Annotated in this window: 19 protein-coding genes; 8 read left to right on the top strand and 11 right to left on the bottom strand. The window is 33.9% G+C overall.

Annotated features, from left to right (window positions below; translation table 11 throughout):
* Positions 1-150: 150 nt before the first annotated feature.
* Positions 151-2382, bottom strand: coding sequence for a TonB-dependent receptor (locus BM371_RS06525; protein WP_034672842.1), 2232 nt, complete (start codon positions 2380-2382; stop codon positions 151-153).
* A 144-nt stretch (positions 2383-2526) separates the two neighbouring features.
* Here BM371_RS06525 and BM371_RS06520 point away from each other — a divergent pair, with 144 nt between their 5' ends.
* The gene (locus BM371_RS06520) at positions 2527-3030 is read left to right on the top strand and encodes a superoxide dismutase family protein (RefSeq protein WP_034672843.1); all 504 of its coding nucleotides are present in this window, start codon (positions 2527-2529) and stop codon (positions 3028-3030) included.
* 213 nt (positions 3031-3243) lie between these two features.
* Here the strand turns inward: BM371_RS06520 and BM371_RS06515 are convergent, their stop codons facing one another.
* Positions 3244-5373 carry a carboxy terminal-processing peptidase gene (locus BM371_RS06515; protein ID WP_034672846.1) on the bottom strand — a complete coding sequence of 710 codons (2130 nt, stop codon included), beginning with the start codon at positions 5371-5373 and terminating at the stop codon, positions 3244-3246.
* A gap of 257 nt (positions 5374-5630) precedes the next feature.
* Here BM371_RS06515 and surE point away from each other — a divergent pair, with 257 nt between their 5' ends.
* Positions 5631-6401 carry a 5'/3'-nucleotidase SurE gene (gene surE, locus BM371_RS06510; protein ID WP_034672852.1) on the top strand — a complete coding sequence of 257 codons (771 nt, stop codon included), beginning with the start codon at positions 5631-5633 and terminating at the stop codon, positions 6399-6401.
* Positions 6401-7066 (top strand): GNAT family N-acetyltransferase, encoded by a 666-nt coding sequence (locus tag BM371_RS06505; RefSeq protein WP_034672854.1) that lies wholly within the window; start codon positions 6401-6403, stop codon positions 7064-7066. The genes surE and BM371_RS06505 overlap by 1 nt, the downstream gene beginning before the upstream one ends.
* A 19-nt stretch (positions 7067-7085) precedes the next feature.
* Here BM371_RS06505 and BM371_RS06500 read toward each other — a convergent pair whose 3' ends face one another.
* The 4 genes from BM371_RS06500 to BM371_RS20510 all read right to left on the bottom strand — a co-directional run bounded on the left by BM371_RS06500 (position 7086) and on the right by BM371_RS20510 (position 9727).
* Entirely contained in the window at positions 7086-8489 is a 1404-nt protein-coding gene (locus tag BM371_RS06500) for a radical SAM protein (RefSeq protein WP_034672856.1), read from the bottom strand.
* A gap of 9 nt (positions 8490-8498) precedes the next feature.
* Positions 8499-8732, bottom strand: a complete 234-nt coding sequence (locus tag BM371_RS06495) for a hypothetical protein (RefSeq protein WP_034672858.1) — start codon at positions 8730-8732, stop codon at positions 8499-8501.
* Positions 8733-8742: 10 nt separating this feature from the next.
* Positions 8743-9513 (bottom strand): prolipoprotein diacylglyceryl transferase, encoded by a 771-nt coding sequence (locus BM371_RS06490; RefSeq protein WP_228423575.1) that lies wholly within the window; start codon positions 9511-9513, stop codon positions 8743-8745.
* 64 nt (positions 9514-9577) lie between these two features.
* Entirely contained in the window at positions 9578-9727 is a 150-nt protein-coding gene (locus tag BM371_RS20510) for a hypothetical protein (RefSeq protein WP_165571759.1), read from the bottom strand.
* Between the two features lie 186 nt (positions 9728-9913).
* Between BM371_RS20510 and BM371_RS06485 the strand changes: the two genes are divergently transcribed.
* On the top strand, positions 9914-10954 hold the full coding sequence (locus BM371_RS06485; RefSeq protein ID WP_034672867.1) for a GMP reductase: 1041 nt from the start codon (positions 9914-9916) through the stop codon (positions 10952-10954).
* Between the two features lie 407 nt (positions 10955-11361).
* Entirely contained in the window at positions 11362-12870 is a 1509-nt protein-coding gene (locus BM371_RS06480) for a tetratricopeptide repeat protein (protein WP_131430853.1), read from the top strand.
* A gap of 54 nt (positions 12871-12924) precedes the next feature.
* Here the strand turns inward: BM371_RS06480 and fabG are convergent, their stop codons facing one another.
* The 5 genes from fabG to BM371_RS06455 form a co-directional block, all read right to left on the bottom strand.
* Positions 12925-13668, bottom strand: a complete 744-nt coding sequence (fabG, locus tag BM371_RS06475) for a 3-oxoacyl-[acyl-carrier-protein] reductase (protein WP_034672871.1) — start codon at positions 13666-13668, stop codon at positions 12925-12927.
* A 106-nt stretch (positions 13669-13774) separates the two neighbouring features.
* On the bottom strand, positions 13775-15247 hold the full coding sequence (locus BM371_RS06470) for a WG repeat-containing protein (protein ID WP_034672874.1): 1473 nt from the start codon (positions 15245-15247) through the stop codon (positions 13775-13777).
* Between the two features lie 5 nt (positions 15248-15252).
* Positions 15253-15930: a 16S rRNA (cytidine(1402)-2'-O)-methyltransferase gene (gene rsmI, locus BM371_RS06465; protein WP_034672876.1), complete on the bottom strand. Its 678-nt coding sequence runs from the start codon at positions 15928-15930 to the stop codon at positions 15253-15255.
* Positions 15930-16496, bottom strand: a complete 567-nt coding sequence (locus BM371_RS06460) for a hypothetical protein (protein ID WP_034672878.1) — start codon at positions 16494-16496, stop codon at positions 15930-15932. The genes rsmI and BM371_RS06460 overlap by 1 nt, the downstream gene beginning before the upstream one ends.
* 8 nt (positions 16497-16504) lie before the next feature.
* A complete protein-coding gene (locus BM371_RS06455) occupies positions 16505-17917 on the bottom strand; it encodes a midas domain-containing protein (RefSeq protein WP_034672880.1) in 1413 nt (470 codons plus the stop codon).
* 61 nt (positions 17918-17978) lie between these two features.
* Between BM371_RS06455 and BM371_RS06450 the strand changes: the two genes are divergently transcribed.
* From BM371_RS06450 to BM371_RS06440, 3 genes are read left to right on the top strand one after another with little or no spacing between them, the layout of a single operon-like run.
* The gene (locus BM371_RS06450; RefSeq protein WP_034672883.1) at positions 17979-18569 is read left to right on the top strand and encodes a thymidine kinase; all 591 of its coding nucleotides are present in this window, start codon (positions 17979-17981) and stop codon (positions 18567-18569) included.
* Between the two features lie 54 nt (positions 18570-18623).
* Positions 18624-18962, top strand: a complete 339-nt coding sequence (locus BM371_RS06445; protein ID WP_051882513.1) for a hypothetical protein — start codon at positions 18624-18626, stop codon at positions 18960-18962.
* Positions 18940-19242 (top strand): type II toxin-antitoxin system RelE/ParE family toxin, encoded by a 303-nt coding sequence (locus BM371_RS06440; RefSeq protein ID WP_034672884.1) that lies wholly within the window; start codon positions 18940-18942, stop codon positions 19240-19242. The genes BM371_RS06445 and BM371_RS06440 overlap by 23 nt, the downstream gene beginning before the upstream one ends.
* The last annotated feature ends 3 nt before the right edge of the window (positions 19243-19245 follow it).

Raw genomic sequence — 19245 nt, 5'->3', positions numbered from 1 at the left:
CTATGACCAGAATTGTTTTTAAGTGATTTATTAAAAGAAAATGTGTTCTTATCAACGTTATTATTTTAGCTAAACTAATGTGACTCATGTGTCAAAAAGCTTTTGTTACTTTTGACTTCGTCTAATCTGCGATTTGCGATTAAAGTAAATTTAAAGGTTATTGTTAATCGCATCCTCTGTTTTATCGACCCCAAAGCTGATAAACATTCCTACAAAAACAAAGGTATTCACCGGCGGAACAATGGCTGATCTGAAATTTCCGTCACTTGAAAAGTTGTATCCGTAAATATTTTTTCTTCCTAAGACATTCGAAACACTCAATACCAGAACGGTAAATGCCTTCGCATCTTTTTTACCGATATTCGGAAGATAATTAAAGCTTAAATTGAGTGAGCTGAAATCTTTTAAACTTCCTTCATTTCGAATGATATTCTCTCCATTATCAGAAATAATATCATAATAAGGTCGTCCTTTAGCATAATTGAATGAAAGATTGGTCTGGAATTTCATTTCAGGGAAAAATCTTTTGGCAACCACCGACAATGTATGCTGCGATGCAAAACCCGGTTTTAAAGGCATCGGATAATTCATAAAATCTCTTTCGGAATCGAGGTACGAATAGCTTACCCAGTAATCAATATTTTTAATGGTCTTCTTATCTCTCCAAAACAGCTCTGCTCCTTTTGCATAGCCATCACCATTATTGTTAACAGCAGTTTGTACAGGTTGATATTGTCCGGGAATATTGGCAATATTCTGTACCTTGATTAGATCATTGTATTTTTTATAAAATGCCTCCAATCTCAGACTTCTGCCTTCCGCAGTTTTCTGAACCTGAAAAATATAATGCTGTGACTGCTGGAAATCTAATTGTGCCGCAGAATTGATGTATCTGCTTTCAGGATTTTGATAAAAAATTCCGTAAGCAAATGAGGTTGTCCAGTCTTTAGCCAAACGATATGCGAGTGCAAATCGTGGAGCAAAATTGCTTTCTTTCAGATAAGAAGAATATTCTGCTCTGGCTCCGATCTTTGCCGAAAATCTGTTGCTGAAACCAAGATCTGTCTCCACAAAAGCCGAAGAAATCAAATCTCTGTAACCTTTGTTTACATCTTCGATCGAAAGCTCTTCATTCGCATAATTGAGTTCAAAACCTCCTCTCACTGCGCTTATTCTATTCATCTTTCTCTCTAAAACAGTTTTAAAATTAAGATAATTCCCATCGTTCAGTAATCTTGTAGGAACAGACTGAACCTCATCTGTTTGGGTTGAAAAATTCAGGTCTGAACGGTTGAAAGAATATGAACTTCCGACATTGAGAAGATATCTTCCTAACTTTTGTCTGAATGAAAGGTTATGAAATGTATTTTTACCTCTCAGTTTTACCAAAGAATATTGTGAATCTGGATCTAAACCAGGAGTTTTCACTCCCATTGCATCGGTATTGAACATTCCGTAATATTTCAGCACACCGCCGGATTTTGTTTTAATTCTAAAATTAAAATCACCATTGAAACCGCTCGGAGCTTCATTAAAATCAGTATTAAAATTAAAAACTTCCTGCATCAGTTTTAAGTTCGAATATCCTGCACTCGCTCCGAAAGAAAATGTTTTATCATCATTTACTCTTTGAAGGGCGACATTCAAAAATATAGGAGAAACGCCAAAATCGTAAGAGCTTTGATCAGGGAAATCTACACTTTCAAGCATTAAGGCTCCGGAAAGGGCTTGTCCGTAAAGCGCAGAATATCCACCACTGGAAAATACATTTCCTTTAAATAAAGACGTATTCAGACGGTCACGGCCTGCAATTCCGGGAACAGAATTGGAGAAATAGTTATTAACCAAGCTTCCGTCCATAAAAATCTTGGCTTCAGTTCCGGTTCCTCCACGGATGAAAAGCCCTTCTGTCTCGCCGACTTTCTGAACACCGGGAAGATAGGTAAGGTAAGAAGAAATCTGCGCATCCGAACCAGCCGTTGTATAAACATCCAGCGGACTGATAATTGCCGACCTGTTTTTGTCACTGGCTTCGATAGAACCCGCCGTTATCACCACAGCATCGATTTCGTTTACCTGTTCTTTTAAATCTATATTGATATTTAAATCCTGATCCGATATTGTTATATTTTTTTCAGAACCAATGTACTTAGTGTGCGAAAATATAAGCGTGTGATTTCCTTTTTCAGAAGTTTCAAAAGTAAAAAAACCTTCTTTATTGGTAGTTGCACCATCATAAGTATCTTTCAGAGTAACATCTACTGCGCTGATTCCTTTATTTTTGTAACTTACTCTGCCCGTAATTTTCACGTTCTGAGAAAAATGCAGAACGCAGACAAAAAGGGTAAAAAAGCAAAGATTTTTAGAATAAATGGTCTTCATGGCTGTTTATTTGCTTACAAATCTATATCTAAAACTTTATTCTTTAAGTTTTTTGTGACTGAACGGTAGATTTGTATGACTGAGCAGTATTTTTTAATTTTAGATAAATAACACTAGAATATTAATCACTAAAATATTATTAAAATGAAATCAACAAAGCTTTTACTTCTTGCAGGATGCACATTATTTGCTGTTTCCTGCTCTACATCAAAAACGTACAACATCATCGCAAAAAGCGGAACAGAAACCGGCGGAACAGCAAAATTTACCCAAGATGGAAATGAAGTAATTCTAAATCTTGACGTGACCAAGCTTACACCGGGAATTCACGCAGTACATATTCACGAGAAAGGAGATTGCTCTGCTCCCGATGCAGCATCTGCAGGAGGACACTGGAATCCCGGAAGCCACAATCATGGAAAATGGGGCGAAAATCAATTCCACATGGGCGATATCGGAAATCTTGAAGCTGATAAAGACGGGAATGCAAAACTCACTTTTAAAACCGATAAATGGTGTCTTGATTGCGTGGAAGAAAGCAAAAACATTATCGGAAAAGGGTTAATCATACATGCCGATAAAGATGATTTCCAGACCCAGCCAACAGGAAATGCAGGCGGAAGAGTGGGCTGTATTGAGATTAAATAGATTTATTTTACCGCAAAAGAGCAAAAGAAATTCTTGATAAAAGAAAGATTACTAAGTCACAAAATAGAAACTAATTCTTTTTGTAAATTTTTAGTTTACTAAAGAGGTACTAAAATCTTTTTTGCTTTTGCAATAAAAAATAATCCACATAAAATTTAAGCACAAAAAAACCACTAATTTTCGTTAGTGGTTTTTTCTTTTATTAATAAGTTTTTATTGCTTCACTTTCATGTCTGCAATTATATTCATCGCTTCCTGAAGATAGGTATCTTTTCTCAGGTTTTTTACCCACATTTCAGATTTCTTTTTGAAAACCTCATCCTTTTTCTCTCTTTCGATTTCTGCAGGGAACATAGCAAACTTCAATCCGTTATCATACTTCGTAAGCTTTTTGAATTTTTCAATCTGAGCTTTTCTCTGCTTCATCAATTCATTAAACTTATTGATATTTAATGTAATGCTTTCTTCCTTATCCAGCTGCTCTCTCCATTGTGCAGACTCCAATAACAATTGATAGTTTGCATTCTTAGCCATTCTGTCGTTGCTTGCTTTTTCTAAAGCTTTCACATCAAAATAATTTACTTTCTGGAAATTAGCACTCGGAATTTTATCCCATGCCAAAGCAAAATCGTCGTATCTCTCACCAATTTCTGCATACGTGAAGAAATCTTTCATCTGAATATCAGAAACAATTCCTTTTCTCTGGTTTGATTCTCCTGTAACTCTGTAGAATTTCTGAATCGTCAGTTTTAAAGAACCGAAATCATCTTCCGTATTTAAGAATCTGTTCAGATCAACAAAAGTCTGTACTGTACCTTTACCGTAAGATTGAGGAGACCCAACAATTACCGCTCTTCCGTAATCCTGCATTGCACCTGCCAAAATTTCTGATGCTGAAGCTGAAATCTCGTTCTGCATAATCACTAAAGGTCCGGTCCAGATCGGAGTTTCCTGCTTGTTTTTCAACGTCTGGATTTTTCCGTTACTATCTTTTACCTGTACATAAGGACCTGCATTCATAAACAATCCCATAATATCCCCAACTTCTGTCAACGAACCACCTCCGTTATTCCTAAGGTCTAAAACAACCCCCTCAATTCCTTCAGCTTTTAATTTGATAATTTCGTTTTTGATGTCATCAGAAGCATTTCTTCCTTTTTCATCTTCAAAATCGGCGTTGAATCCTGGTAAGTTGATAAATCCGTATTTTTTTCCGTTGGGAGAATTTACGATAATACTTTTCGCAAAAGTGTCTTCAATAGCTACTTCTTCACGAATCATCGTCACTTCTATAATCGTTTTATCTTTTTTCTGAACCGTTAACGTAACCGGAGTTCCTTTTTCTCCTCTTATTAATCGAACGGCCTCATCAGAAAGCATTCCTACTACATTTACCGCTTCTTCATTCGGTTTAGACTTTACTTTCAAAATTTTATCGCCGTCGGATAGTTTTTTAGATTTCCAGGCAGGAGCCCCAATTGAAAGTGCACCTAGATAAAGGTTGCCTTTTTTCTCCTGAATGATTGCACCGATTCCTATTACTTTTCCTTTAAACTGAGTATCAAAATCTTCTTTGTCTTTTGGAGAATAATAGTTGGTATGTGGATCAAAAACTTCTGTATAGGCATTCATATACACCGAGAACCAATCCATTTTCTTTCTCTTCTTAAATCTCGTAAAAGTTTCTTTCACCAAATCTTTTACCTCATCCGTTGCTTTTGTAAGCTTTTGCTGAGGCGAAAGAATTTCCAGTTTTATGGTATCTTTTAATTTAAATTTCTGTACAGAATCTTTCTTCTCTTTTTGAGCTTCTTCTTTGCTGGTCATCGATTCAATTTCCTGAAGGATATTGTATTTGATAAATTTTTTCCACTCATTATATTGTTCCTTTTGGTCTGCAGGAACTTTTTTAATTTTAGATTCAAGAATAAGGGTTTCATCTTCTTCCAGATTGATCGGTTTGCTGAAGATTTCCTGTGTCATCTTATCTATTTCATCCACTCTCTGGTACAATCGGTCTACTGTAAGTTTATAAAACTGCAGATCACCCTGATTGATATAATCGTCAAGCTTTGTTTCATGCTTGCCAAATTCGTTCATATCCGACTGCAGAAAATATCTTTTTCCCGGATCAATCATTTCAAAATAATGCTTGTAAACATCTTTTGAATAAGCGTCATTAATAGGTTTTGGGCTGTAATGTAAGTATGAAAGAGTGTTTTTAACGCTCACCATTATCGTCTGCATTTTTTCGTCATCATTTTTAGGCGAATTGAAACAAAACATAAGACTTGTTAATGGAATAAAGAGTAAAAATTTATTTAGTTTAAAATTTTTCCACATAAATCTTTAGAGTATAAAATATTATTTAATAAAAATGGTTTGCCAATAAGTCTCTAAAACTCAACGGCTGTTACAAACTATCAAATTTAATACCTTATTTAGAAATAACCGTTAAATTTCAGTTTTTTTTAATAATAAAACATATGAAACGGTAATCCTTTGATTATCTGTACAAAATTTTGTTGACCATAAATTAAATTGAAGCTGTTTTTAGAGCAATGCTTTATTCATATATTTGTTAAAATTAAATATACAATATGGAAAAACCCCTAATTCTGGTTACAAATGACGATGGAATCACGGCTCCGGGTATCAGAAACTTAGTAGAATTTATGAATGAAATTGGAGAAGTTATTGTGGTAGCTCCCAATTCGCCTCAAAGCGGAAAAGGTCATGCCATTACGATCAACTCTACATTAAGCTATGAAGAAGTGCATTTAGACGGTCCTCAAAGAGATTTTTCGTGCAGCGGAACTCCGGTTGACTGTGTGAAAATGGCTTTGGATAAAATACTTCCCAGAAGACCGGATATTGTGGTTTCCGGAATTAATCATGGCGCCAATTCTTCGATTAATGTAATTTATTCGGGAACGATGTCTGCAGCCGTAGAAGGCGGTGTAGAAGGTCTTCCTTCAATTGGGTTCTCACTTTTAGACTTCAGCTGGGAAGCAGATTTTACGCAGGCAAAAGAATACATTCAAAATATTGTCAGAAAAACTTTGGAAAATCCAATGCCTAAAGGTGTCGTTTTAAATGTAAACATTCCTAAACTTTTGAAAGAAGAAATAAAAGGGGTGAAAATCTGCAAGCAGGCTCATGCAAAATGGGAAGAAAGCTTTGATGAAAGAATCAACCCTCATGGTAAAAAATATTACTGGCTTACCGGTTATTTCAACAATATGGATGAATCTGAAGATGCAGACGAAACAGCTTTGGCAAACGGATATATCTCAATTGTACCTGTAAAGTTTGATATGACCGCTTACGAATATATGAATACACTTCGTGAAGTAATGGATTTTGAATAATGTACGGAAAATTAGATAACCCTGTATATCACTCACTTAATGAATATCATAAAAATTTTTGCTTAAACTTCGGAGATTCTAAGTTTTATAATCCTGAAGTTGCTGCTTTTGGAGAATCATTAAACGTTGCAAAAGAAAATAACATCACAGACTATGCAAAGATCTGTGATGATTTTCTTATTTTCGGAGCAAAACCTGAGTTAGGAGAATTTAAAACAGAAATGTCTCAGCTTGTTTGTGATCAATATGTTTTGGAAAACAAAATTGAGCTTGATTATACTGAAGAAATTGTTGAACTTCAACATGAAAACCATGAAGAATTATTGGTTTTTGTTAAAAAGTTTTATCCGCATTATTTCAAAAGCAGAACTCCGGAATTAGGACGATATTTCGGTATTTTTAAAGATGAAAAACTTGTTGCTGTAACAGGTCAGAGAATGCAGATGAATGATATGACAGAAGTAAGTGCCGTCATTACAGACCCAGATTATCTGGGAAAAGGCTTTGCCAAGCAATTGGTCGCATTTGTATCCAATACAATATTCGAAGATGGCAAAACACCTTTCCTTCATGTTGCAGAAAATAATCTCGGAGCAAAGAAACTTTATGAAAAACTAGGCTTTGATTTGAGAGGTAAAATAAATTTATGGGGTGTGAAAAGATAATTTTCATACCCTATTTTATCTAAAACAAAACTTTATCATCTTTCCTCAGTTCTTCCAAATATTTAACCTTATCATCCCTGTAAAAGAGATTCATCGTCTCAAACGGAATAAGTTTTAAGTCTTTACTGACGATGTGAACGCAGGATTTTTTCACAGCACGAACATCAAAATCATGAGCATCCATAAAATTCATGATAATAATTCTGAAAAGATTATCATAATCTAAATTCGGAGCCGAAACTTCAGGAAGACAGCACAATAACTGATTTACTTTAGGCTGAACTTTATCCACAGAAATTCCCGTACTGAAAATATCAAGAAGTTGCATCTGCAATCCGGTATCCTGTTCATAAACAATGGTATTTCTGGTTTCATTATTCAGCAAATCTGCGGGATTGATGTATCTCGTCAAAGGAATGGTTTCCCCTTCCAGTTTTAAAATATAACCCATCGCCAAAGCATCCGGATTACACGGGACGGGAATAATGTCATCGCCATTCAAAAGCGGAAACTGGTTTAAAATTTCCTGTCTTACTTCCGTCAATGTAATTTTTTCATGCGCAGAGTCTTCTCTGTTTCTTCCCGCAATTTCTACAGGCTGAAAGGTAATTCCGCGGACGCATTTCTGTTTTAAAGCAAAATCAATGATCTTACCGATTTCATCAATATTTTTATCTTTCTGAAGAACGATAACAAGCGTTGTAGAAAGATTTAAAGCATTCAATTTCTCCAAAGCCTTCATTCTCACATCCGTCAAATCTTTACCTCTGAAATCTTGTAAAACTTCAGGTTTAAAAGAATCAAACTGAAGATAAATTTCAAATTCCGGTGCATAAGTCGCTAGTTTTTCCGCAAAACCTGGGTCATTGGCAATTCTTACTCCATTGGTATTCAGCATCAAATGTTTGATCGGTTTCGACTTGGCAATATCCATGATTTTAAAAAACTCAGGATGGATGGTCGGTTCGCCTCCACTAATCTGGACAACATCCGGTTCACCTTCATTTTTAACAATGATATCAAACATCGCTTCAATTTCTTCCAAAGTTCTGTGACTTCCGTAATGTGGCGAAGACATCGCATAACAGGTCGGACAAGTAAGATTGCACCGATCCGTCACTTCCACAATCGAAAGACAGCTATGTTGCTCATGATCAACACACAAACCACAATCGTAAGGACAGCCGTATTCTACATCGGTTCCGAAATGTACAGGTATTTCTGAGGCTTTATTGTAGTTTCTGATATTTTTGTAATATTGAACATCAGAAGCAATTTTAGTCTTAAAAAATCCATGATCAGGGCATCTTTTAGTCATGAAAACCGTTTCATCTTCAATGATAATCTTTGCTCCTACCCTTTTCAGACATTCCGGGCAAAGACTGATCGTATAATCGTAATAAGTATAATTTCGTACCGGCATAATTTTGATTTACATTCCACCACAAACAAAACCGCTTATCAAACCACCGATAAGCATTGATATCAGAACAGTTTTCCAAAACTGACCTGTTGAAAATTTCTTTGTATTGTCCCATTCATAAATGACTTTTGTAATCGCCCCAATCACCAACGAAACAACGAAAAGCACAATGGCAATGATTCCGATAATCATTATCACAAGACCTTCCAAACCACCGACTTCAAGTAAGGTTAAAAATTTCATGATTTGATATTTAAAGTGAAGTTACAGATTTTATTTTTCTCAGTTTCAAGAAATAATAAATAATTACGCCAATACAAACCAACTGTATCGTTCCTAAATTTCCTATTATTTCTATTTTGGGTTTAATAAAATCCAACATCAATCTAAAGCTGAAATAGCTCAGCATAAATAATTGAAAAACAAAACCTGAAGGATATTTATTTTTATTCTGAGCAGCCTTTAAAATGATCCATAAAATAATGAGAAAAACAATTTCGTACAAAGCGACAGGGTGTCTCAGATATTCATCGCCCAAATGCATCCCGAAAATAAAATCTGTGGGAATTCCGTACGTTTCTTCATGAACTCCAGTCAGAAAACACCCAATTCTACCAATAATCATTGCCAAGATCAGAGGAAAAACAATTAAATCTCCCGTACTTTCTTTGTGACCGACAATTTTTTTTGCCCATTCCACCCCTATCAATCCAAAAGCCAAACCTCCAACAATGGTATTATTTGTCCAAAATCTTTTAAAGTTGAAATTTTCGAATAATGTGTACGGATTTTCAAGATTTCCGATGAGCTTTGAACCGATTAAAGCTCCTGCCGTTGCTCCAATTAATACCGCTGCAGAAGTATTGAAGGACAGTTTTTCTTTTGATTTCCTTTTTAAATAAAAATAATACCGCATCCCGATGAAAATCCCGATGGTTTCAAAAATAGGATGCGCCAAAATCGTTTTACCAAAAATCTGAAAAGTAACGGGAAAATCCATGAAACCAAAAATAGGATATTTCAAATGATGATAAAACAGATTTTGTGAATAAATTTCCCACAGATTTGCACAGATGATTGTGATAAATCTATTTTCTATGTCTTTGCTTTTTCTTCTTTCTTCCTAATCTTTTTTCATTACTGTTACTCTTAAAAATTCTCTTTATTACTTTTTCAATTAATTGATGATTCAAACTAATAGCATATAAAACTTGTACAATTATCTCTAAATTTTCCATAGGTCTAAATATTTTATTTAAATTATAATTCAAAGTTCAACGTTATAATTTTTGTATTAATCGTGTGCGCTCTTAATTATCGAAATTCTTGTATTCTTATAAGTTCTCATCTATTTACAAAATCAATTCTTTTTGGGATTCCTAAAAATCTTTTGCTTAATTTTAAGTAAAATAATTTTCCAAAATATGCGTATAGAATATGATATAAAACTGGGATTCAAAGACGTAATGTTCAGACCCAAACGTTCAACATTAAAGTCCCGCTCTGAAGTAAATCTTGAAAGAGAATTCACCTTCAGACATACCAAAAAAAAATGGACAGGAACTCCCATCATTGCCGCCAATATGGATACAGTCGGAACTTTCGAAATGGCTGCTGAATTAGCAAAAGATAAGATCATCACGGCTATTCACAAACACTACACTCCGGAAGAATGGAGCAACTTTTTAAATAATCAACCTGAAGAAATTCATCAGTATATTGCTTTGAGCACCGGAACCGGAAAATCTGATGAGGAGAAAATAAAAACCATCCTCGAAAAGCACCCAAAAATCGAGTTTCTCTGTATAGATGTTGCCAATGGTTATTCTGAGCATTTCGTTGAATTTGTGAAGAAAGCAAGAACAAATTTCCCCGATAAAATTATTATGGCAGGAAATGTCGTAACCGGAGAAATGGTGGAAGAGCTTCTTTTAGTCGGTGCAGATATTATTAAAGTCGGAATCGGGCCAGGTTCGGTTTGTACAACGAGAGTAAAAACCGGAGTTGGTTATCCGCAACTTTCTGCCATTATTGAATGTGCCGATGCAGCGCATGGTTTGAAAGGCCACATCATTGCAGACGGAGGCTGTAAAGTTCCCGGAGATGTTGCCAAAGCTTTTGGAGGCGGAGCTGATTTTGTGATGTTGGGCGGAATGTTTGCCGGTCATGACGAAAGCGGAGGCGAAATGGTGGAAGAAAACGGTAAAAAATTCAAACTCTTCTACGGAATGAGTTCTAAGACTGCAATGGATAAACATTCAGGAGGTGTGGCAGAATACAGAGCTTCAGAAGGTAAAACCGTGAAGGTTGCTTACAAAGGTTCTGTTTCAGAAACTGTGAAAGATATTTTGGGTGGTGTTCGCTCAACCTGCACTTATGTAGGAGCTTCCACATTGAAAGAATTGTCAAAAAGAACGACTTTTATCAGAGTTCAGGAACAGGAAAATCAAGTTTTTAATAGTTAAATTTCGTTAAAACCTTTTTTGCTTCATTTTACAGCAATAATTTTTAACCATATGCAAAACTCCCTGTTTAAAGCATTACCCGAACTAGAGGGCTAATTGAGGGGCTGTATTTTTGCATTTTTTTTCAAATTTCTGTCTATTTGCATTGTTCAATTCAGAGTTCAGAACACAAATGATGAAAAAAGAATCTCCGGATATTTTGGCCTGTAGGGTTTAAAAGTGTCCGGATTTTTTTTCTTTTAGATTGAACTTCTTCTTCCAAATATTCTTACATTTATTAAGAATTCAATGGCATAAAAATTGCCTTTAATATTCCCTTACATTACAATCAACAATTTGAAAATTAACTGTTTGTTTTAACAATTAGTTTTTGCTGTCTTATTGTATTAATAAAAAACACAAATCAATTGAAAATAATATATTTTTTCTCCATCAGGCTCGTGCTGATTATGATTCTCTGGTCATGTTTTTTTCATGCGCAGAATACAAATTCTAGCTTAGAAGCAGATCGGCTTATAAAAAGCACAGAACAGTTTTATATAACCGGAAAATCAAATAATGTTTTAAATTATTCAGAAAAGATCATTAAGCTTTCGCAGAAATCCCAGTATGAGAAAGGATTATCATACGGATATTTTTATCTTGCTTCCTATTATTATGATCAGGCCAAATTTAAACAAAGTATTGATTATGCTAAACAAGCACAAAAATATTCTGATTACCTGGAAACGGACGAAACGCATTCAGCCCGAATTTCTTCATTATTAGGCAGTAATTATCTGCTTTTAGAGCTTTATACTCTCTCTTTTAAGCATTATCGGAAAGCACTGGAGATTTTAGACGGTAAAAAACAGAAAACTCCCACAGATTTACTTACTGAAAGTGCTGCATATTCTAACCTGAGCTATATTTATGAGAACATCAATAAGCCGGATTCTATGTTCTATTTTTTGCAAAAAGAAAATAAGATTCTGAAAACAATTGATTTTAAAGATGATTATGTTCAAAATGGCTGCTCCTGTTTGGGATATGGAAATTATTATCTGAAACAAAATAAGATCGATTCTGCAAAGAATTATTACAACAAATCATTGGAATATTTTAAGGAGAATGAACATCCTTGTAAAATTGAATCATTGATGGGTTTGGGAAATCTTTATGCTTCACAGAAAAACTATTCCGAAGCTCAAAAATTTTACGATCAGGCTTTAAAAAACTTCGATCACAATAATTTCCCAGATATTCTGAGCGAACTGTACAGGAAAATTGCCGAGCTTAAAATCTCACAGGGAATTTCCGGTGAAGCAAAATATTACCAGGATCTCTATCTTAAAATACATAATGAGCTCGATGAAAGAATGAAGAAAGAACGTGATTTCGCTCTTAATCAGGTTATGAGAGAAGAAAAAATAAAGCATGATGAGGAAGTAAAAAATACCTGGAGAACAACATTCATTATCATTTCTTTACTTATCATCATCACAGGTTTCATCATTTATCTTTTAAAAAAATCAAAGCATAAAACTCAAAAAACAATTGAAATAACCGAAAAACTTATCAAAGAAAAAGAACTGCAGGAACAGGAATCTAACAAACTGAAACAGCAGCTTAATGAAGCTTTTGATGAAATAATACAACTCGCAAAAGACAATAATCCTTCGTTTTACACCAGATTTCAGGAAGTTTATCCGAAATTTCAGGCTAAAATGCTCAAACTAAATGAAGCTTTTAAACCCAGCGAACTTACTTTTGCAGCATACATCTATTTAGGTTTTACGACAAAAGAGATTGCAGATTATACCTTCAAAGCGGTAAAAACTATTGAGAATAACCGTTATAACTTCAGAAAAAAAATCAATCTTTCCCCAGAAAAAGATCTTCAGATCTGGTTGAGAAATTACATCGATGCAGAATAAAAAATCCCTCTCATAAGCTTTATGAGAGGGATCGAATATTTAGCTTAAATCTTATTAAGTCAACATTCCACCGTCAACATTTAAAACCTGACCGGAAATATAAGATGACATTTCACTCCCTAAGAATACACATGCATTTGCCACGTCTTCAGGTTGTCCTCCTCTTTTTAAAGGAATACCTTCTCTCCATCCCTGAACTGTTTTTTCGTCTAAAGCAGCTGTCATTTCAGTCTCAATAAACCCCGGAGCAATTGCGTTGCAACGGATGTTTCTTGAACCCAGCTCCAAAGCAATAGATTTGGTAAAACCAATTACACCAGCTTTTGAAGCTGCATAATTTGCCTGTCCTGCATTTCCTTTTACTCCCACTACAGAAGTCATATTGATGATAGAACCTGATTTTGCCTTCATCATTGGCTTAATTACCGCCTTTGTAAGGTTGAATACAGAATCTAAATTTACTTTGATAATGGTATCCCAATCTTCTTTAGACATTCTCATCAGAAGATTATCCTTCGTAATACCTGCATTGTTTACCAGAATATCAATTTTACCAAATTCAGCCATTACATCATCTACCAATTTTTGCGCTGCATCGTAATCTGAAGCATCAGACTGATAACCTTTAATTTGAGTTACAGAACTTAAAGCAGTTTCCAATTCTTTCGCTTTATCTACAGATCCGGCGTAAGTAAAAGCCACTTTTGCACCTTGCTGGGCAAAAATTTCGGCAATACCTTTTCCGATTCCTCTTGTAGCTCCGGTAATTAGCGCTACTTTTCCTTCTAATAGTTTCATATAATGATTATTTATTTTAAAAATTGAGTGTAATAAATAAATTATTCGGTTTGCAAATATAGATAATTTGTCTTTGCGAATTTTAAATTCACAAACTAAAGGTTTTCTAAAACATTACTTTGTCTTCGGAAGAACTAAAGTCAATAACTTCCGACTCTTTGTCTTTTGTAAGGGTAAGTTTTTTGTTATCTGCAGAATATTTATCATAAACCACCTCTTTAAGGGGCTCATTTTTGAGATTGGTAACTCCAAACTTATCTCCTTTTTGTACTACAACTTCATCTCCGGAAAGAAAACTTACGATATCATCGTAGATAAAAGGAACAATTTCTTTTCCCTCCTCATCAAGCATTCCGTAAAGATTTTCTTTATTTTTACAGATAATGGCAGGGTAAAACTGAAATGGCTTTATGGAAACAATATCTTTAATCGGCGTATAAGATTTATCTTTCGGCGAAAATTTATAATACGTTTCTTCTTTTTTAACAATGACATTATTAAAAAAGATTTTCTCAATCTGAAAGCCATCTTTCAAAACACTTTCAAAGTTTTTATCTAAAAGCTTCTCTTCATTGTCTTTGCTTACAAAAACATAATCTTCACCTTTTATTTTAAAACTTTCTACAACGTCGTATTCTTTTGGCAAAATCACCTCACCACTCACTTTAATAACAGCAATTTTAGGATTTTTATAATCTTTAAGCGTCTTAAAATTACCATTAAATAAATGATTCACATAATGATATTCGGTAGGGAAAACTTTTTTTTGTGTTTTATCAAAGACACTTACTTTATTATCTTTAATAAGGTAAATATAATTTCTCCCTACATAAGCCTGTTCGTAAATGTTTTCTGCTAAAACCTGCTCATTTTCATCTACAATCCCATACTTATTCCTGGCAATATCTTTCGTTATTAAAAAAGGAAAACCATTAATATCTTCAATGTAATGATCTGAAAACTGACTGACTGTTTTACCATCAATATCAACCACTTCTCCGGTTTTGGTTCCTGTATTTAAATATACTTTTCCTTTGTAAAATCTCAGGTTTTCTTTGAACTCTCTTTCAGAAACCTGTTGTCCGTCAAAATTATAAATAAACCAAAGTTTATCTCTTTTAATGAAAAATCTGCTTTCGTTCGCAAATTCTATTTTATCCTGAAAAGGGATAATTTCTTTTCCGTTGTAGTCGTAAACACCGTCTTTTCCATCTCGTGATACAATTAAACGGTCTTTATTTTCCCAGGTTTTATATTTAAATTTATCTAATGGGATCAACTGATTTCCCTTAGCATCAATCAAAGCCGTTTTTCCGATGGCATCTCCATCTTTTACTTGCAGAATGAATCTGTCTTTCGAGAGTCGGAGAATTTCACTTTTAAAAGGATAATTAAATGAAATATTTCCCAAAGAATCTATGATGGAAGATGATGAAATTTTAGCGTCAGATACAATACCATACCCTTTAGAATATGAATGTACTTCTTTTCCAAGCTGTTTAGATAAAAGAATTTCTTTGTATTGATTAGTTTGTGCAGAAAAAAAGCCGGACAGAAGTATAAAAATAAGTTTTTTCAATGAAATTATTTTACAGAATTATTGACAATTAAAACAATCTCACCTTTTAAAGTTTTACTTTTAGAAAATTCTATTAATTCATTGATTGTTCCTCTCTTGGTTTCTTCAAATTTTTTGGAAATCTCCCGGCTTAAGCTTGCTTTTGTTTCTTCGCCGAAAAATTCTTTGATTTGCTCTAAAGTTGTATTGATCTTGTGTGGACTTTCATACAAAACAATTGTTTTTTTCTCTTCAGCCAATTGTTTAAGCTTCGTTTGTCTGCCTTTTTTCTGCGGAAGAAAACCTGCAAAAAGAAATTCGTTATTGGGTAATCCGGAAACCACCAAAGCCGGAATCAAAGCTGTTGCACCGGGAAGACAAATCATTTCAAGATCATGATCTGCTCCTGCTTTTGCCAGCAAATAACCGGGATCTGAAATTCCTGGCGTTCCTGCATCGGTTATAATGGCGATATTCTGACCATTTTTCAGGTCAGCAATCACTTTTTCTGTCGCCTGATGTTCGTTGTAAAGATGATAAGATTTTAGAGGTTTCGAAATCTCAAAATGTTTCAGAAGAATTCCCGAAGTTCTCGTGTCTTCACACAAAATATAATCTACTTCTTTCAGCGTATTAATCGCTCTGAAAGTCATATCTTCAAGATTTCCGACGGGTGTCGGAACAAAATACAGTATACCGCTCATTAATTCAAATATTTGAATCCAAACAAGCCTTTATCATAAAACACATTTATGGTATCCCCATGTTTTAATTGTGATAAAGATTTTTGTTGGTTCATTTTTCTTTTTCTATCTATTTTCTCTGTAAAACTATCATCGAAAATAAATTCTTCGTTAGTCTTATTGCTAAGTGAAATTATTTTATCGTGATTAAAAACCTGATAAACAACCTTTTTCTTTTCAACAGATTTTATCTGATTTAAAAATAAAGTTTGCGTTGTAATAAAATGATTGAGCCAAACATAACCAACTATTAAAAAAAATATGGTTGCAAGAACAAATCCTCCTATTGCTTCTTTACTTTTTTCAATTTTGAAAAATCCGAATAGTAAAAAGAAAATAATAATTACAAGATAAATTTTCCAAAAATGATTATTTGCAAAATATTCAATGTCACTTTTTAGATAAATTGACTTAATAAAAGGCTTTTCAACAAAACTGTAAATAGAAAAAATAACAATAAAAATACTATAAAACAGAATCCTTCTAAGTTTTATTTGTTTTCCGAAAATTGTTATCGTTTTATTCATTTAAGTTTTTACGCGAACTTATTTTCTACCAAAATCCACAGTCTCTGTGCGTATTCATCCACTTTATCCCAGCTTTTTGCGTAATAAAGATCACTTAGATATTCTTTTGCTTCTTCCAGATTTCTGCAGCTGTTCAGTTCCGTCATGGCATTATTTAAATCCGATTGACTCCCGCCAAACAAAACTTTTGTAAATGCAATTCTGTCGTTTAGATCTAGTCTGAATTCTGGTCTTAGCTTTTCAGCCTCCATAAAATCTGTAGGAATATTTGTTTTAATCAAACTTCCGGTGTCTTCTTTTACCACAGGAATTTCAACTTTTTCATGCGGAGTTTCTCTTTCCAAAGGATCATCATCAAACAAAGTCTGAATATTTTTTAACCCTCTGATATTCGCTAATTTTATCTTTTTTTCCTGACGATATGCTTCCATGTTTTCAAAGCTTTCGTCTGATTTAAGATTTTCCTGGTCTATTTCAGCCTCCGGTTTTTCTATTTCAACAATCTTTCTTCTTTCTGAGTCTTCAGCTTTTAAATCCGTTTTCTCACCAACAATTTCAGCTTCTGAATCTTTTTTTATTTCGGTTAAAATTGCTTCTACATTAGAGTTTTCAGTGATTATTTCTTCCTGATTATGGTTGAATTCATTAGACTGATATTCGGTTTCGGTTTCTTCAATCAGAATTTCATCTTCATTTTGTTCAACCTCAAAAATATCTTCTATAACTTCTTTTTCTTCAGAAAGAATCTCATTTTCAGCAATTTGATTTAACTGATCATTGAAAACCTCTTCCTCTTCAGTAACCGGCTGATCAAAAATATTTTCATCAAGATCATCATCATTTTCGGGCTGAGAATCTTCCAAAATGCGCTCTTCATCTACAAAACTCAGAACCTGATCCGTATTTTCCGGTTCTTCGTCCTCATCAATTTCATTTAACTGATTATTGAAAACGGCCTCTTCTTCAAGTTGCAAATGATCAGAAATCTCGTCCGAAACAAAATTCACATCCGCTTCAGGCTGGTTTTCTTCTGCGAGGTTTACCATATTTTCATGAAAATCACTTTCGATGATTTCAGTCAGTTGATGGTCAAAAATGGCTTCCTGTTCTTCTGTAGAAATTTCATTATCTGTTTCCGGATAATTTTCACCAATTTCATTTAGTTCATTGTTAAAAATAGCTTCTTCCTCAGTTACAGGCTCATCATTCAGCAATGCATTATCAGAAAAACCGATATTTTCGCCGTTGTAATGCTCCAGATTTTTGTGAAGCAATTTTAAAAAAGAAGTTTTTTCAGCGAGATCATTAATCAGATCATGCTTTGAAATCAGCTCGTCAACATTGTTTATTTTGCCCAAAATATCTAATAGATTTCTGGATTCAAAAAAAATCTTTTCCTGTAAATCTTGAATGTTCTGCATCGTAGATTCTTGTTAAAATTTGCTTACTTTTGAGGTTAAAATATTACGGCTAATTTAACAAATGTTTTTAGAAAATACAATTAATCATTCCAAACAAAGCGGTTGGATGGAAGTTATTTGTGGCTCAATGTTTTCCGGAAAAACCGAAGAGTTGATCCGAAGGCTGAGAAGAGCAGAAATGGCGGGGCAGAATGTGGAAATTTTTAAACCAAAAATAGATGTGCGATATTCTGATGAGGACGTAATTTCTCATAATCAGAATAAAATTCGCAGCACCCCGGTGGAAAATCCTAATGAAATACTGCTGTTGGCTTCCAATTGCGATGTTGTGGGAATTGATGAAGCTCAATTTTTTGATGAAGGCATTGTAGATGTAGCCAATCAATTGGCAAACAGCGGAATCAGAGTGGTAATTGCCGGCCTCGATATGGATTTTTTGGGAAGACCTTTCGGACCGATGCCTAATTTGATGGCGACTGCAGAATATGTTACCAAAGTTCATGCGATTTGCAGAAGAACAGGAAATCTTGCTAATTATTCAATGAGAACTTCCGCAGGAAAAGATCTTGTAGAACTCGGAGAAACAGAATCTTACGATGCTGTAAGCCGAAGAGTTTTTGTGGATGAAGTTTTGAATAAAAAAGAGGATTAATATCATATTTATTTTTAATTTTGTTTAAAATTTAATAGTAAAAACTCTCAAAAAATGATATTAGAAATCAAAAATTATATAAAAATCAGCAATTCTATTGATGAGATTTTGAAAAATTCGCCCTTCAAGTTGAAATATATCATTGAAAAAAGCGGGATTTCTGAGCCTACATTTTTTAGAAAAATGAAAGAGAAAAAATTTCTTCCGGAAGAGTTGTTGAAGATTGCAGAAATTATTGAGCCGGAAAAAAATTCTAAAGATGATATTTTGAATGCTATTCGAGAAGGAATTGAAGACGTAAAAAACGGAAGAATTACGGAGCATTCGATTGTAATGAATGAAGCAAAAGAAAGAATTGCAAAAAAGAAAAATGTACATTTTTTGGACAAATAGAGCCAAATCAGATTTGGAAATTCTGGAAGATTTTCTCATTGAAAATTGGGGCTTTGATGTTTTGGAGGATTTTTATGAAATTTTAGAAAGAAAAATATCTTTACTTGAAAATGGAAATCTTATTCACCAAAAATATGAAGACACGGAATTTCATAAACTATTGGTAACAAAGCACAACTCTATCATTTACGAAATTTCAGGAAATCAAATAAATCTTTTGAACATGATCAACAATTTCAGAAATCCCGATTCTAATTATAACTTAATTACAGAAAAGTAGTTT

Source organism: Chryseobacterium formosense, from assembly GCF_900116415.1.
Taxonomy (GTDB): domain Bacteria; phylum Bacteroidota; class Bacteroidia; order Flavobacteriales; family Weeksellaceae; genus Chryseobacterium; species Chryseobacterium formosense.
The sequence above is the reverse complement of the archived record's forward strand: the minus strand, read 5'-3'. Positions and strand labels throughout refer to the sequence as shown.